12 protein-coding genes are annotated in these 15440 nt (G+C 42.5%); all 12 read right to left on the bottom strand.

The annotated features are described in order from the left end of the window. Positions 1 to 17: 17 nt before the first annotated feature. The 12 genes from rplW to rpoB all read right to left on the bottom strand — a co-directional run bounded on the left by rplW (position 18) and on the right by rpoB (position 15422). Positions 18 to 305, bottom strand: coding sequence for a 50S ribosomal protein L23 (gene rplW, locus NSQ11_RS00745; protein WP_003217016.1), 288 nt, complete (start codon positions 303 to 305; stop codon positions 18 to 20). Then, a complete protein-coding gene (rplD, locus tag NSQ11_RS00740) occupies positions 305 to 928 on the bottom strand; it encodes a 50S ribosomal protein L4 (RefSeq protein ID WP_007496312.1) in 624 nt (207 codons plus the stop codon). The genes rplW and rplD overlap by 1 nt, the downstream gene beginning before the upstream one ends. Before the next feature lie 27 nt (positions 929 to 955). Further along, complete coding sequence (gene rplC / locus NSQ11_RS00735; protein ID WP_007496311.1) at positions 956 to 1585, bottom strand: 50S ribosomal protein L3; 630 nt, start codon at positions 1583 to 1585, stop codon at positions 956 to 958. A gap of 37 nt (positions 1586 to 1622) precedes the next feature. Then, the gene (gene rpsJ, locus NSQ11_RS00730) at positions 1623 to 1931 is read right to left on the bottom strand and encodes a 30S ribosomal protein S10 (protein WP_003156464.1); all 309 of its coding nucleotides are present in this window, start codon (positions 1929 to 1931) and stop codon (positions 1623 to 1625) included. A 218-nt stretch (positions 1932 to 2149) separates the two neighbouring features. Continuing rightward, on the bottom strand, positions 2150 to 3109 hold the full coding sequence (locus NSQ11_RS00725) for an alpha/beta hydrolase (protein ID WP_342501205.1): 960 nt from the start codon (positions 3107 to 3109) through the stop codon (positions 2150 to 2152). Positions 3110 to 3218: 109 nt separating this feature from the next. Continuing rightward, positions 3219 to 4409 carry an elongation factor Tu gene (tuf, locus tag NSQ11_RS00720; RefSeq protein ID WP_007496302.1) on the bottom strand — a complete coding sequence of 397 codons (1191 nt, stop codon included), beginning with the start codon at positions 4407 to 4409 and terminating at the stop codon, positions 3219 to 3221. Positions 4410 to 4526: 117 nt separating this feature from the next. After that, a complete protein-coding gene (gene fusA / locus NSQ11_RS00715; RefSeq protein WP_007496301.1) occupies positions 4527 to 6605 on the bottom strand; it encodes an elongation factor G in 2079 nt (692 codons plus the stop codon). Positions 6606 to 6659: 54 nt separating this feature from the next. Beyond that, the gene (gene rpsG, locus NSQ11_RS00710) at positions 6660 to 7130 is read right to left on the bottom strand and encodes a 30S ribosomal protein S7 (RefSeq protein ID WP_003216884.1); all 471 of its coding nucleotides are present in this window, start codon (positions 7128 to 7130) and stop codon (positions 6660 to 6662) included. Between the two features lie 121 nt (positions 7131 to 7251). Continuing rightward, positions 7252 to 7671, bottom strand: a complete 420-nt coding sequence (rpsL, locus tag NSQ11_RS00705; protein WP_003216962.1) for a 30S ribosomal protein S12 — start codon at positions 7669 to 7671, stop codon at positions 7252 to 7254. 113 nt (positions 7672 to 7784) lie between these two features. Beyond that, a complete protein-coding gene (locus tag NSQ11_RS00700) occupies positions 7785 to 8033 on the bottom strand; it encodes a 50S ribosomal protein L7ae-like protein (RefSeq protein ID WP_008345416.1) in 249 nt (82 codons plus the stop codon). A 146-nt stretch (positions 8034 to 8179) separates the two neighbouring features. After that, positions 8180 to 11779: a DNA-directed RNA polymerase subunit beta' gene (gene rpoC, locus NSQ11_RS00695; protein ID WP_007496298.1), complete on the bottom strand. Its 3600-nt coding sequence runs from the start codon at positions 11777 to 11779 to the stop codon at positions 8180 to 8182. 61 nt (positions 11780 to 11840) lie between these two features. After that, positions 11841 to 15422, bottom strand: coding sequence for a DNA-directed RNA polymerase subunit beta (rpoB, locus tag NSQ11_RS00690; protein ID WP_007496297.1), 3582 nt, complete (start codon positions 15420 to 15422; stop codon positions 11841 to 11843). Between the last annotated feature and the right edge of the window lie 18 nt (positions 15423 to 15440).

The raw sequence follows: 15440 nt of genomic DNA, 5'->3' as shown, positions 1-15440 counted from the left end.
CTCCTTCTTTTTAAGATTTACGCTTCAAAAATTTCGATTTCTTTGCTGTCAGCAGTTAATTTCACGATCGCTTTTCTGCGACGGCTAGTCATACCAGTGTAGCGTCCAACGCGTTTTGATTTACCTTTGTAGTTTTGAACGTTGACTTTCTCAACTTTCACTCCAAAGATCTCTTCAACAGCGTCTTTCACTTCTGTCTTGTTAGCTCTGACATCAACTTCGAACGTGTACTTCTTCTCTGTCATTAGATCAGCAGAACGTTCAGTAATGATAGGGCGCTTTAGAACATCACGAGGATCTTTCATTATGCAAGTCCCTCCTCTACTTTTTCAACCGCTGCTTTAGTGATCAGAAGTTTGTCGTGGTTGACAACGTCAAGAACGTTGATACCGTTAGCTTCAACAACTGTTACTCCAGGGATGTTACGAGCAGATAAAGCAACTGTTTCGTTTGCATCCGCAGTGACGATCAACGCTTTCTTCTCAACAGATAACCCTTTAAGGATGCCTGCGAATTCTTTCGTTTTCACTGCATCAAGAGTAAGATCTTCAAGAACGATGATGTTGTTGTCGATTACTTTAGAAGACAATACTGACTTGATAGCCAAGCGGCGAACTTTTTTAGGTAATTTATAAGAATAGCTGCGTGGTGTTGGACCGAATACGATACCGCCTCCGCGCCATTGTGGTGAACGGATAGAACCTTGACGAGCACGACCTGTACCCTTCTGTCTCCAAGGTTTGCGACCTCCGCCACGTACTTCAGAACGAGTTTTTACTTTGTGAGTTCCTTGACGTAAGGAAGCTCTTTGCATAAGAATAGCATCGAATACTACGCTTTCGTTTGGCTCAATTCCAAACACAGAAGCGTTTAATTCGATTTCACCGTTAGTAGAACCGTTTTGGTTAAATAATGCTACTTTTGGCATGACTTGTTTCCTCCTTTCCTAAGAGAGTTATTTAGTTTTAACTGCACTCTTTACAGTTACTAGAGATTTTTTAGCTCCTGGTACGTTACCTTTGATCAAAAGAAGATTGCGTTCTGCATCAACTTTAACGATCTCAAGATTTTGGACAGTGATTTGCTCTCCGCCCATACGTCCTGGAAGAAGTTTACCTTTGAATACTCGGTTTGGATCAACAGGTCCCATTGAACCAGGACGACGGTGGTAACGTGAACCGTGAGTCATTGGTCCGCGTGATTGTCCGTGGCGTTTGATAGCCCCTTGGAATCCTTTACCTTTTGATGTTCCTGTTACATCTACGATATCTCCATTTGCGAAAATATCAACTTTGACTTCCTGACCAACTTCATACGCATCTAACTCCACACCGCGTAATTCTTTTACGAAGCGCTTAGGAGCAGTTTCCGCTTTAGCAACGTGGCCTTTCTCTGGTTTGTTAGAAAGCTTCTCACGTTTGTCGTCAAAACCGATTTGGATTGCTTCATAGCCATCCGTGTCAGTAGTCTTCTTCTGAAGAACAACGTTAGCAGCAGCCTCAACAACAGTTACAGGGATAAGATCACCGTTTTCTGCGAATACTTGCGTCATACCAATTTTTCTACCTAAGATTCCTTTGGTCATTCGTCACACCTCCTATAATATGTGTTTTCTATTTGAATTAAAGTTTGATTTCGATATCTACACCGGATGGTAAATCTAAACGCATAAGTGCATCAACTGTTTGCGGAGTTGGATTCACGATGTCGATTAGACGTTTGTGAGTACGCATCTCGAATTGCTCACGAGAATCTTTGTACTTATGCACCGCACGAAGGATTGTGTAAACTGATTTTTCAGTTGGAAGCGGGATTGGACCAGATACACTAGCACCAGAACGCTTAGCCGTTTCAACAATCTTCTCAGCAGATTGATCAAGAATTCTATGATCATATGCTTTTAAACGAATACGAATTTTTTGTTTTGCCATTATTTTCCCTCCTTTTCGCCTACTTACGTTAGACAGTTCTCCGTGAGAAAAACCTGATCACCTTGCCATGGCAAAGCGGCCGGGTGTGTCAGCAACCTCTCACTTCATCGCAGTCAAAGACCAACATGCACTATTGTACCAAATTGGCCTGCGTGTTGCAATAATAAATCGGATAAATTTATGATTTGCACACTTTTCATATTATACAGGGGTTCAGCCTATAAATCAAGCTTTCCCTGAAGATGATGTGTAGCTGTCTTCCTGACGATACGAATAAATTCTTCTGGCTCTTCAATATGCGGAGAATGCGCAGATTCTTTAAAAGTAAACCACTCTTTTATTGGTGCTGTAAGTTGATCAACATATGGTTTTGATACAGCAGCTGGTGTAATCATGTCATGTTCCCCGATGATAAAGTAGCAGGGTATTAATATAGAAGAAACTCGGTATTGAATGCTTTCGTTCATTAGCTCGTCCCACAGCAAATCCTGGCTATACTTCTGTCCCATAAGGAATTTCCACTTATCTTTTAGCTGATAATGCTTACTAACAAGAAATGCATACAGCATTTGAAAAAGTGGCTTCCACCTATGCGTGAGCCCTACTTTTGCGAACTCTTTGTATAGAGAGAACAAAGCATGAGCAGAGGTGCGTTTCCAAGGGGGTGGTGTCAGCAATCTTAGACATCTAGTGATGAAATGCTTGCCTTGATATTTTTTTAGAAGAAGTTCGTACGATACAATATCCTCTTTTAATACATCAACCACCTGACTAATTCCATAATAGGCATGATACAAATCTGGTCGTTTATGTACAGCTTGTATCGCAATTAATGATCCCCATGAATAACCCGCAATGTATATTTTCGTTTGATCATTATAAGAAAGCAGTTTTTCTGTAAGCTCAATCGTATCCTCTACGAATTGCCCAATGGTCATAGAAGACTCAGGAATGTTTTTTTGATAAGACAGTCCTGCACCGCGCTGGTCCCAATGAACAACAGTGAAGTCTTGATCAAGTTCCTTATGAAAGGAATCGATATAACTCATTTGAGCTGAGCCAGGGCCACCGTGTAAAAATAATAAAACAGGTTTTGTTTTTTTTGCTTGATCTTCTTTTATCATAATCCATTGATCAAGCCCGCCAATCAGCCACTTTTTCAACATTGTCTTCGCCATTCCAGTGATCCTCTCGGTTCCATTTAGATTCTATAGCTTATAGTAGCCGTTATGCACTGGAAAAGCAAAAAAAGAGACCCTTTTGCAAGGAGTCTCTTTTTAACTGTTATTACTTAATGATAGTAGAAACGACGCCAGAACCTACAGTACGTCCACCCTCACGGATAGAGAAACGAGTTCCTTCTTCGATAGCGATAGTAGAGATAAGTTCAACTTCCATCTCAGTGTTATCGCCAGGCATTACCATTTCAGTACCTTCTGGAAGATGTACGATACCAGTTACGTCAGTTGTACGGAAGTAGAACTGCGGACGGTAGTTAGTGAAGAATGGAGTATGACGTCCACCCTCTTCTTTAGAAAGTACATAAACTTCAGCTTTGAAACGGCTATGTGGAGTGATTGTACCTGGTTTAGCAAGTACTTGACCACGTTGGATATCTTCACGAGATACACCACGAAGTAGTGCACCGATGTTGTCACCAGCTTCAGCATAGTCAAGAAGTTTACGGAACATTTCAACACCTGTAACAGTTGTTTTACCGTTTTCTTCTTGAAGACCGATGATTTCAACTTCGTCACCGACTTTAACTTGTCCACGCTCAACACGACCAGTAGCAACTGTTCCACGACCAGTGATTGAGAATACGTCCTCAACTGGCATCATGAATGGCTTCTCAGTGTCACGCTCTGGAGTTGGGATGTACTCATCAACCGCATCCATAAGTTCGAAGATTTTTGCTTCGTAATCAGCATCACCTTCAAGAGCTTTAAGAGCAGAACCTTTGATAACTGGTACATCGTCACCAGGGAAGTCATAGTCAGAAAGAAGGTCACGAACTTCCATTTCAACAAGTTCAAGTAACTCTTCATCGTCAACCATGTCACATTTGTTAAGGAATACTACGATGTAAGGAACACCTACGTTACGAGAAAGTAGGATGTGCTCACGTGTTTGTGGCATTGGACCATCAGCAGCAGATACTACTAAGATCGCGCCGTCCATTTGAGCAGCACCAGTGATCATGTTTTTAACATAGTCAGCGTGTCCTGGGCAGTCTACGTGTGCATAGTGACGAGTTTCAGTTTCATACTCAACGTGTGCAGTTGAGATTGTGATTCCACGCTCGCGCTCTTCTGGAGCACCATCGATTTGGTCATAAGCCATAGCTGTACCTTTACCAGATTTCTTATGAAGAACTGTTGAGATAGCAGCAGTTAGAGTTGTTTTACCATGGTCAACGTGTCCAATTGTACCAATGTTAGCATGCGATTTGGAACGGTCGAATTTTTCTTTAGCCATTCTAAAAATCCTCCTTAAAGGTTCATTGTATTTGGTATGAGTGATAGAAAGTGAAGAGTTACCTCTCACTTTCTGATCTTCAATAGTAGTTATACTTTAGTTTAAAGGCAAAATCAATTATTCACCTTTATTTTTTTTGATGATTTCTTCACTGATGCTCTTAGGCACTTCTTCGTAGTGATCCATGTGCATAGTGAAAGTACCGCGTCCTTGTGTGTTAGAACGGAGTGCAGTTGCATATCCGAACATTTCAGAAAGTGGAACCATAGCGCGAACAACTTGAGCGTTACCGCGAGCTTCCATACCTTCTACACGTCCACGACGAGATGTGATATCACCCATGATGTCTCCCATGTATTCTTCTGGGATAACGACTTCTACTTTCATCATTGGCTCAAGTAGAACTGGGTTACATTTGCTGACAGCATTTTTCAATGCCATAGATGCAGCAATTTTAAACGCCATTTCGTTAGAGTCAACATCGTGGTAAGATCCATCGAATAATTTTGCTTTGATGTCGATTAATGGGAATCCAGCTAATACACCATTTTCTAATGAATCTTCAAGACCTGCTTGAATTGCTGGAATGTATTCACGTGGAACAACCCCACCGACGATTGCATTTGTGAATTCGAAGCCTGCGCCTTCTTCGTTTGGTTCGAATTCGATCCAAACGTGTCCGAACTGACCGCGTCCACCAGACTGACGTACGAATTTACCTTCAACTTTTGCACTAGAACGGAATGTTTCACGGTACGCAACTTGAGGAGCTCCTACGTTAGCTTCAACCTTGAACTCACGCTTCATACGGTCAACAATGATATCAAGGTGAAGCTCACCCATACCAGAGATGATCGTTTGACCAGTTTCAGTGTTTGTTTGTGTACGGAAAGTTGGATCCTCTTCAGCTAGTTTAGCTAAAGCGATACCCATTTTATCTTGGTCAGCCTTAGATTTAGGCTCGATAGCTACATCGATAACTGGCTCTGGGAATTCCATAGACTCAAGGATAACAAGATTTTTCTCGTCACAAAGAGTATCACCAGTAGATGTATCTTTAAGACCAACAGCTGCTGCGATATCCCCTGCATATACAGTAGAGATTTCTTCACGGCTGTTTGCGTGCATTTGAAGGATACGTCCAACACGCTCACGCTTGTTCTTAGAAGAGTTCTTCACGTAAGAACCAGAATCAAGTGTTCCAGAGTATACGCGGAAGAAAGTTAGTTTCCCAACATAAGGGTCAGTCATAACTTTAAATGCAAGAGCTGCGAATGGTGCGTCATCAGTAGACTCACGTACAACCTCTTCATTTGTATCTGGCAATGTACCTTTGATTGCAGCAACATCAGTTGGTGCAGGAAGGTAGTCAAGCACAGCGTCAAGTACAAGCTGAACACCTTTGTTTTTGAAAGCAGATCCAACAAGAACTGGGTAGAATTCAACATTCAAAGTTCCTTTACGGATTGCAGCTTTCAATTCAGGAATTGTGATTTCTTCACCCTCAAGGTATTTTTCCATAAGCTCTTCATCAAGCTCAGCGACAGCTTCAATCAAGCTGCTGCGAAGCTCTTCAGCTTTGTCTTTATACTCAGCAGGGATTTCTTGTGCATCAGAGCGAGTTCCAAGGTCATCTTCGTAGAAGTATGCTACGTTTTCTACAAGGTCGATGATTCCTTCGAATTGATCTTCAGCGCCGATCGGCAATTGAATTGCATGAGCGTTCGCTTGAAGACGATCTCTTAATGTGCTTACAGAGTAAAGGAAGTCCGCACCGGTTTTATCCATTTTGTTAACGAATACGATACGAGGTACTCCGTAAGTTGTTGCTTGGCGCCAAACTGTTTCAGTTTGAGGCTCTACACCTGATTGTGCATCAAGAACAGCAACCGCACCATCAAGTACACGCAAAGAACGTTCAACTTCAACAGTGAAGTCTACGTGTCCTGGTGTATCAATGATGTTTACACGGTAACCTTTCCATTGTGCTGTAGTAGCAGCAGAAGTGATTGTAATACCACGTTCTTGCTCCTGCTCCATCCAGTCCATTTGTGAAGCTCCTTCGTGAGTTTCACCAATTTTATGGATACGACCAGTGTAGTACAAGATACGCTCAGTCGTTGTCGTTTTACCGGCATCGATGTGAGCCATGATACCAATATTACGAGTTTTGTCTAAGGAGAACTCTCTTGCCATTGGGTAATTTCTCCTTCCTTATTAGGGAATAGTTTTTTTAGTTTGGTATAAATCCTACCAGCGGTAGTGAGCGAATGCTTTGTTCGCTTCTGCCATTTTGTGTGTATCTTCACGTTTCTTAACAGCAGCACCAGTGTTGTTAGCTGCGTCAAGGATTTCGTTAGCAAGACGCTCTTCCATCGTTTTTTCTCCACGAAGACGAGCATAGTTTACTAACCAGCGAAGACCTAAAGTCGTACGACGGTCTGGGCGAACTTCTACAGGAACTTGGTAGTTAGCTCCACCTACACGACGTGCTTTAACTTCAAGAACTGGCATGATGTTTTTCAAGGCTTGTTCGAAAACCTCCATCGCTTCATTACCAGTACGTTCTTTGATGATATCAAATGACTTGTAGAGAATAGTTTGTGACTTTCCTCTTTTACCGTCGATCATCATTTTGTTGATCAAACGAGATACAAGTTTAGAATTGTAAATTGGATCTGGCAAAACGTCTCTTTTTGCTACAGGACCTTTACGTGGCATCTGAATAGCCTCCCTTCTCTTTTAAAAGGATTTCTATCTGTCTTTCATCTCAATTTCATTGTCAGCTGCCTGACTCCACTGATCTGAACTCAACTTCTAAAAACCCTTATGTTTGTTTATATTATTTGCTTTGTTTAGGGCGTTTTGTTCCGTATTTAGAACGTCCTTGCATACGACCGTCAACTCCGGCAGTATCAAGCGCACCACGAACGATGTGGTAACGTACACCCGGTAAGTCTTTTACACGTCCGCCACGGATAAGTACTACACTGTGCTCTTGTAGGTTATGTCCGATACCAGGAATGTAAGCTGTTACCTCAATCAGGTTAGACAAACGTACACGAGCATATTTACGTAGTGCTGAGTTTGGTTTTTTCGGTGTCATTGTACCGACACGAGTACAAACCCCGCGCTTCTGTGGAGATGTTACGTTAGTGTGCTCTTTTTTGAAACTGTTGTATCCTTTGTTAAGTGCAGGAGACTTTGAGTTTTCAACTTTACTCACGCGTCCTTTGCGTATTAGCTGATTAATTGTAGGCATGTTGTTATTCCTCCCTTCATTACTTTTTTTATAACCCACATACCCAGGTGGTTCATCAAAAGGCAAAAAACAATGTTTTTGCATTTTAAGCATGCAAAAACAAAACAAGTACGCTATAACATAATGGCAACAGCTGCTGCCCCAACTTCAATTCCGCAGGCCTTGCCGAGCTTTTTCATGGAATCTACCACTAAAATGTCTACACCCTTCTCTTGCGCTAGTTTCATTACACTAGCGGTTAAAGCAGGATCAGCATCTTTCGCTACGACGATTTCCTTCACTGAATCTCGTTTCAGAGCTTTTACTGTTTGCTTCGTACCAATAATAATGGATTGAGCCTGTGATACTTTATCATAAGACATCGAATATCCTCCAAAGTAACAGGTTTTATTTTGAGCACCTTGGTTATATTATCATCATGGCAGAAGGATGTCAATATCGTTTGACAGATTATCTTGACATCCTTCACCATTTTCTGATGATTTTTATAGAAATCTTAAGAGAAAGATTACTCTACAGGAACCATATCGTCAGACGGCTGCACTTGTGAAACCGGCTTAACTTTACGGTAGTTTGGCATTCCAGTTCCAGCAGGAACAAGTTTACCGATGATGACATTCTCTTTCAAGCCAAGCAGTTCATCACGTTTTCCTTTGATCGCCGCATCTGTTAGGACACGAGTCGTTTCTTGGAAGGATGCTGCAGACAAGAATGAGTCTGTTTCAAGCGATGCTTTTGTAATACCAAGAAGAACTGGACGGCCTGTTGCAGGACGTTTGCCTTCGAATAGTACTTTTTTGTTCGCTTCTGTGAATTGGTGTACATCAAGAAGTGTGCCTGGTAATACATCTGTATCCCCTGCATCAGCGACACGCACTTTACGAAGCATTTGGCGAACCATTACTTCTACGTGCTTATCTCCGATTTCTACCCCTTGCATACGGTATACTTTTTGTACTTCATGAAGCAGATATTCTTGAACAGCTGTCATATCAGTTACTTTAAGAAGTTCTTTCGGATCGATTGAACCTTCTGTCAGTACTTGACCACGAGTGACTTTGTCACCTTCAACAACTTTCAGACGTGCATTGTAAGGAGCTGTGTAAGAGCGAGTTTCAACTTCGCCTTGAACCACAATTTCCTGTTGCTTGTCACGAACATCGTTAATTTCAGCAACGACACCATCAATTTCAGAAATGGTTGCCTGCCCTTTCGGATTACGCGCTTCAAATAACTCTTGGATACGAGGTAAACCTTGAGTGATATCGTCTCCTGCTACCCCACCGGTGTGGAACGTACGCATTGTAAGCTGTGTTCCTGGCTCACCGATCGATTGTGCAGCGATGATTCCAACTGCTTCACCGACTTCAACGTCAGTACCAGTTGCAAGGTTACGGCCGTAGCATCGTTTACATACACCATGAGGCGTGTTACATGTAAATGCAGAACGGATCCATACTTCCTCGATTCCTGCTTCAACTACTTCAAGTGCTTTATCTTCATCAATTAGTTCGTTTTCGCCAACAATGACTTCTCCCGTTTCAGGATGAACAATTGGTTTTCTTGCAAAACGTCCAATCAGACGTTCTTCAAGTTTCTCAATAATTTCATTTCCTTCTTTAATGGACTTCGCCAAGATTCCACGGTCTGTACCGCAATCTGTTTCACGGATGATAACATCCTGTGCAACGTCAACGAGACGACGCGTGAGGTAACCTGAGTCAGCTGTTTTAAGAGCTGTATCGGCAAGACCTTTACGCGCTCCGTGAGTGGAAATAAAGTATTCCAATACTGTTAAACCTTCACGGAAACTAGATTTAATCGGAAGTTCAATGATACGTCCAGCCGGGTTGGCCATCAGACCACGCATACCAGCCAGCTGAGTGAAGTTAGATGCGTTACCACGCGCTCCAGAGTCACTCATCATGTAGATAGGGTTGACTTCATCAAGGGACTTCATCAGTTTACCTTGGATGACATCTTTAGAAGAACTCCAGATCGAAATGACTCTCTCATAACGCTCTTCTTCAGTAATCAAACCACGTCTGAATTGCTTCATGACGTTATCTACTTTTGCTTGTGCTTCTTCGAGGATCTTCTGTTTATCATCTAATACGACGATATCAGACACCCCAACCGTAATACCCGCTTTAGTAGAGTATTTGAAACCAAGATTTTTCATGCGGTCAAGCATTTTAGATGTCTCAGTGATATGGAATCTCTTAAAGATTTCCGCAATGATTTTACCTAAAATACCTTTTTTGAACGGCGCATTGATTTCTTGTTTCTCGATCGCAGCTTTGACATCTTCACCTTTTTCAAGGAAGAAGCGGTCAGGCGTTTTTTCTTCAATATTGCTCTTAGTCGGTTCATTCATGTATGGGAATGATTCCGGTAAGATTTCGTTAAAGATTAGTTTTCCAACTGTTGTAATCAACAATTTAGAACGCTGTTCATCAGTGAATGTCACATTCTTCAACGAGTTAGCTGCAACAGCTACACGTGTATGAAGATGCACATACCCATTTTGATAAGCTAGAAGGGCTTCATTCGTATCTTTGAAGACCATACCTTCTCCGATAGCACCTTTACGCTCAAGTGTAAGGTAGTAGTTACCTAGCACCATATCCTGAGATGGCGTAACAACAGGTTTTCCATCTTTCGGGTTCAAAATGTTTTGAGCAGCAAGCATTAAGATACGAGCTTCAGCTTGAGCTTCAGCAGATAATGGTACGTGAACCGCCATTTGGTCACCATCAAAGTCAGCGTTGTAGGCAGTACATACAAGTGGATGCAGACGAATTGCGCGTCCTTCCACAAGTGTAGGTTCAAACGCTTGAATACCAAGTCTGTGAAGAGTTGGTGCACGGTTTAGTAAGACTGGATGCTCACGAATCACTGATTCTAAAACATCCCAAACTTCCGGCTGCACGCGCTCAATCTTACGTTTCGCACTCTTAATGTTGTGAGCTAATCCTTTTTCAACAAGCTCCTTCATCACGAATGGTTTGAATAGTTCAAGAGCCATTTCTTTCGGAAGTCCACACTGATACATTTTCAAATGTGGTCCAACGACGATAACGGAACGTCCAGAATAGTCAACACGTTTACCAAGCAAGTTTTGACGGAAACGCCCTTGTTTCCCTTTCAGCATGTGAGAAAGAGATTTCAATGGTCTATTTCCTGGTCCTGTTACTGGTCGGCCTCTACGTCCATTATCAATCAAGGCATCGACAGCTTCTTGAAGCATACGCTTCTCGTTCTGAACGATGATGCTTGGCGCGCCAAGATCTAATAAACGTTTCAGACGATTGTTACGGTTGATGACACGACGATAAAGGTCGTTCAAGTCAGAAGTAGCAAAACGTCCGCCATCAAGCTGAACCATTGGACGTAATTCTGGTGGAATAACCGGAAGTACATCAAGGATCATCCAAGACGGTTTGTTTCCTGAGTTACGGAAAGCTTCCAACACTTCAAGGCGTTTGATCGCACGTGTACGACGCTGTCCTTGAGCTGTTTTTAGCTCTTCTTTGAGTGTATCTACTTCTTTCACAAGATCGATATCTTGAAGAAGTTTGTTAATTGCTTCTGCACCCATAGCTGCTTGGAAGGTGTTACCGTATTTATCTAAATAAGCACGGAATTCTTTCTCAGAAAGAAGTTGTTTCTTCTCAAGCGGTGTGTTGCCCGGATCAGTCACGACGTAAGAAGCGAAGTAAATCACTTCTTCTAACGCACGTGGTGACATATCTAGAACAAGACCCATACGGCTTGGGATACCTTTGAAATACCAAATGTGGGAAACTGGGGCAGCCAGTTCGATATGCCCCATTCTCTCACGACGGACTTTTGCCCGTGTTACTTCTACACCACAACGGTCACATACAACACCCTTATAACGAACGCGTTTATACTTTCCACAATGACATTCCCAGTCTTTTTGCGGTCCGAAGATACGTTCACAAAAGAGACCATCTTTTTCCGGTTTCAGTGTACGATAGTTAATCGTTTCAGGCTTTTTCACTTCACCAAAAGACCAAGAACGGATTTTATCAGGTGATGCGAGACCGATGTTCATATACTCAAAATTGTTCACATCTAGCAAGGGGCCTACCTCCCTTTTAATCTTCGGGTTATACCCTAGTCACTTGCTCTAATCGTTTCTGCTATTCTTTTGTGACTGCGTCACGTTCAAGATCGACAGGTGCGAGGTCTGCAGCATCTTCGTCATTAGATAACGCTAATCCGTCTGCTTTCTTCGTTTCCTCATCGTCTTCTAAATCTCTCATTTCTATCTCTTCTTCATCGCCAGATAGAATTTTCACATCCATACCTAAACTTTGAAGTTCTTTAATTAATACTTTGAATGATTCAGGGACACCTGGTTCAGGTACGTTATCCCCTTTGACGATCGCTTCGTATGTTTTCACACGACCCACAACGTCATCCGATTTTACAGTTAAGATTTCTTGAAGTGTATATGCTGCACCGTAAGCTTCAAGTGCCCATACTTCCATCTCTCCGAAACGCTGTCCACCAAACTGTGCTTTACCGCCCAGTGGCTGCTGCGTAACAAGTGAGTATGGTCCAGTTGAACGTGCGTGAAGTTTATCGTCAACCATGTGAGCCAGTTTGATCATATACATGATTCCAACAGATACACGGTTGTCGAATGGTTCACCAGTTCGACCATCATAAAGGACTGTTTTCGCATCACGGGACATACCTGCTTCTTCAAGCGTTTCCCAAACATCTTCCTCACGAGCACCATCAAATACTGGTGACGCAATGTGGATGCCTAGGTAACGTGCAGCCATACCCATATGAAGCTCAAGTACCTGACCGATATTCATACGAGATGGTACCCCTAGAGGGTTTAACATGATATCAATCGGTGTTCCGTCTGGAAGATACGGCATATCTTCTTCTGGAAGGATTTTAGAGATAACCCCTTTGTTACCATGTCGTCCGGCCATTTTGTCACCTTCAGAAATTTTACGCTTCTGAACGATGTATACGCGAACTAACTGGTTAACACCTGGTGGTAATTCATCTCCATCTTCACGGTTAAAGACTTTGACATCGTGGATGATTCCGCCGCCGCCGTGTGGTACACGTAGAGACGTATCACGTACTTCACGAGCCTTTTCACCGAAGATTGCATGTAATAGACGTTCTTCAGCTGTTAGTTCTGTTACACCTTTAGGCGTTACTTTCCCGACAAGAAGGTCTCCGTCTTTTACTTCTGCACCAATACGGATGATTCCACGCTCGTCAAGGTTGCGTAAAGCATCTTCCCCAACGTTTGGAATATCACGTGTAATTTCTTCTGGTCCAAGCTTTGTATCACGAGCTTCTGATTCATATTCTTCAATATGAATAGAAGTGTAGACGTCATCTTTTACAAGGCGCTCACTCATAATGATCGCATCCTCATAGTTGTAACCGTCCCAAGTCATGAAGCCGACCATGACGTTACGTCCTAGAGCCAATTCACCTTTTTCCATAGAAGGACCGTCTGCAAGAATTTCTCCTTTGACGACTTCATCTCCAACACTTACAATTGGGCGCTGGTTGTAGCAAGTCCCTTGGTTAGAGCGGACAAATTTCAGCAAGCTGTATTTGTCTAGGTTTCCTTTGACTTGTTGTCCGTCAACGTCTTCATAACGGCGAACCCAAATATTCTTCGCTTCAACACGTTCTACAACACCTGGGTAACGGCAGATCACAGCAGCACCAGAGTCTTTACCTGATACATACTCCATACCTGTACCAACAATCGGTGATTCCGGCTGCATCAAAGGCACAGCCTGACGTTGCATGTTTGCTCCCATTAGAGCACGGTTAGAGTCATCGTTTTCTAAGAATGGGATACATGCTGTCGCCGCAGAAACAACCTGCTTTGGCGAAACATCCATGTAGTCAACGCGGTTTCGAGGGACAACTGTGTTTTCCCCTCTAAAACGAGCAATGATATTATCATCGATAAACGAACCATCTTCACCTAATATAGCGTTCGCTTGTGCTACAACGTAGTTATCCTCTTCATCAGCAGTTAAGTAATCGATTCTAGGTGTCACTTTACCTGTTTCAGGGTCAACCCGGCGGTAAGGTGTTTCAATAAAGCCGAAGCGATTCACTTTCGCAAATGAAGATAGAGAGTTGATCAAACCAATGTTTGGACCCTCTGGTGTTTCAATCGGACACATACGACCATAGTGAGAATAGTGAACGTCACGAACTTCCATTCCTGCACGCTCACGTGTCAAACCACCCGGTCCAAGCGCTGATAGACGACGTTTGTGTGTCAATTCAGCAAGCGGGTTTGTTTGATCCATGAACTGAGAAAGCTGAGAGCTACCAAAGAACTCTTTGATAGAAGCGATCACAGGACGGATGTTGATCAGCTGCTGAGGTGTGATCGTGTTCGTGTCTTGAATCGACATTCTTTCACGAACAACACGCTCCATTCTACTTAAACCAATACGGAATTGGTTTTGCAGAAGTTCACCTACAGAACGCAGACGACGGTTACCAAGGTGATCGATATCATCTGTGTCACCTACTCCATGAAGCAGGTTAAAGAAGTAACTGATTGAAGCAATGATGTCAGAAGGCGTGATATTCTTCACAGCTTCCTCTACATATGCATTACCAATCACGTTGATCACTTGCTCGCCTTCTTGATCAGTTGGTGCATAAATCTTGATAGATTGAAGTTCTACTTCATCCTCTACTACGCCACCGTTTGGATAAAGCTTTCTAAATCCGATGCCGTTTTCTAAGTATGGAAGAACTTTATCAAGCACTCTTCTATCTAAAATTTGACCTTTTTCTGCTAGGATTTCACCTGTTTCAGGATCAACTAGCGTTTCAGCCAATTTTTGATTGAATAGTCTATTTTTAATATGAAGCTTCTTATTAATCTTGTAGCGTCCAACATTTGCTAAGTCATATCTCTTCGGATCAAAGAAGCGAGAGTCTAGCAAGCTTTTCGCATTTTCAACAGTTGGCGGCTCTCCGGGACGAAGACGCTCGTAGATTTCGAGAAGTGCTTTATCGGCATTCTCTGTATTGTCTTTTTCCAACGTGTTGCGTAAGTATTCATTCTCGCCAATGAGGTCAAGAATCTCTTGATCAGAGCTGAAGCCGAGAGCACGCAAAAGAACCGTAACCGGCAACTTACGTGTGCGATCGATGCGTACATAGACTACATCCTTCGCATCAGTTTCGTATTCTAACCATGCGCCACGGTTTGGAATGACAGTCGCAGTAAAACCTTTTTTACCGTTTTTGTCTACTTTACCACTGAAATATACACTTGGAGAACGTACTAACTGAGAAACGATTACACGTTCCGCACCATTAATGATAAAAGTACCTGTGTCTGTCATGATTGGGAAATCACCCATAAACACATCTTGGTCTTTTACTTCTCCAGTTTCTTTGTTAATTAAACGAACTTTTACTCTTAGTGGAGCAGAGTAAGTTACATCACGTTCTTTTGATTCTGCTACAGGATACTTAGGATCCCCTAGGCTGTAATCAATGAATTCAAGAGAAAGGTTACCAGTAAAATCCTCAATTGGGGATATATCTTGAAACATCTCTCTAAGACCCTCATCAAGAAACCACTGATAAGAAGAGGTTTGAATTTCAATGAGATTTGGTAATTCTAACACTTCGCTTATGCGTGCGTAGCTTCTGCGCTGGCGGTGTCGTCCATACTGAACTAGTTGACCTGTCAACTGATTCACCCCTCAAAT

This window comes from Bacillus sp. FSL W7-1582 (assembly GCF_038593325.1).
In the GTDB taxonomy this organism is placed as follows: Bacteria; Bacillota; Bacilli; order Bacillales; family Bacillaceae; genus Bacillus; species Bacillus altitudinis.
The sequence above is the reverse complement of the archived record's forward strand: the minus strand, read 5'-3'. Positions and strand labels throughout refer to the sequence as shown.

Excerpts from the sequence above, each read along its gene's own strand:
- rplW (WP_003217016.1), bottom strand. The coding sequence starts at position 305 with ATGAAAGATCCTCGTGATGTTCTAAAGCGCCCTATCATTACTGAACGT.
- rplD (WP_007496312.1), bottom strand. The coding sequence starts at position 928 with ATGCCAAAAGTAGCATTATTTAACCAAAACGGTTCTACTAACGGTGAA.
- rplC (WP_007496311.1), bottom strand. The coding sequence starts at position 1,585 with ATGACCAAAGGAATCTTAGGTAGAAAAATTGGTATGACGCAAGTATTC.
- rpsJ (WP_003156464.1), bottom strand. The coding sequence starts at position 1,931 with ATGGCAAAACAAAAAATTCGTATTCGTTTAAAAGCATATGATCATAGA.
- NSQ11_RS00725 (WP_342501205.1), bottom strand. The coding sequence starts at position 3,109 with ATGGCGAAGACAATGTTGAAAAAGTGGCTGATTGGCGGGCTTGATCAA.
- tuf (WP_007496302.1), bottom strand. The coding sequence starts at position 4,409 with ATGGCTAAAGAAAAATTCGACCGTTCCAAATCGCATGCTAACATTGGT.
- fusA (WP_007496301.1), bottom strand. The coding sequence starts at position 6,605 with ATGGCAAGAGAGTTCTCCTTAGACAAAACTCGTAATATTGGTATCATG.
- rpsG (WP_003216884.1), bottom strand. The coding sequence starts at position 7,130 with ATGCCACGTAAAGGTCCTGTAGCAAAAAGAGACGTTTTGCCAGATCCA.
- rpsL (WP_003216962.1), bottom strand. The coding sequence starts at position 7,671 with ATGCCTACAATTAATCAGCTAATACGCAAAGGACGCGTGAGTAAAGTT.
- NSQ11_RS00700 (WP_008345416.1), bottom strand. The coding sequence starts at position 8,033 with ATGTCTTATGATAAAGTATCACAGGCTCAATCCATTATTATTGGTACG.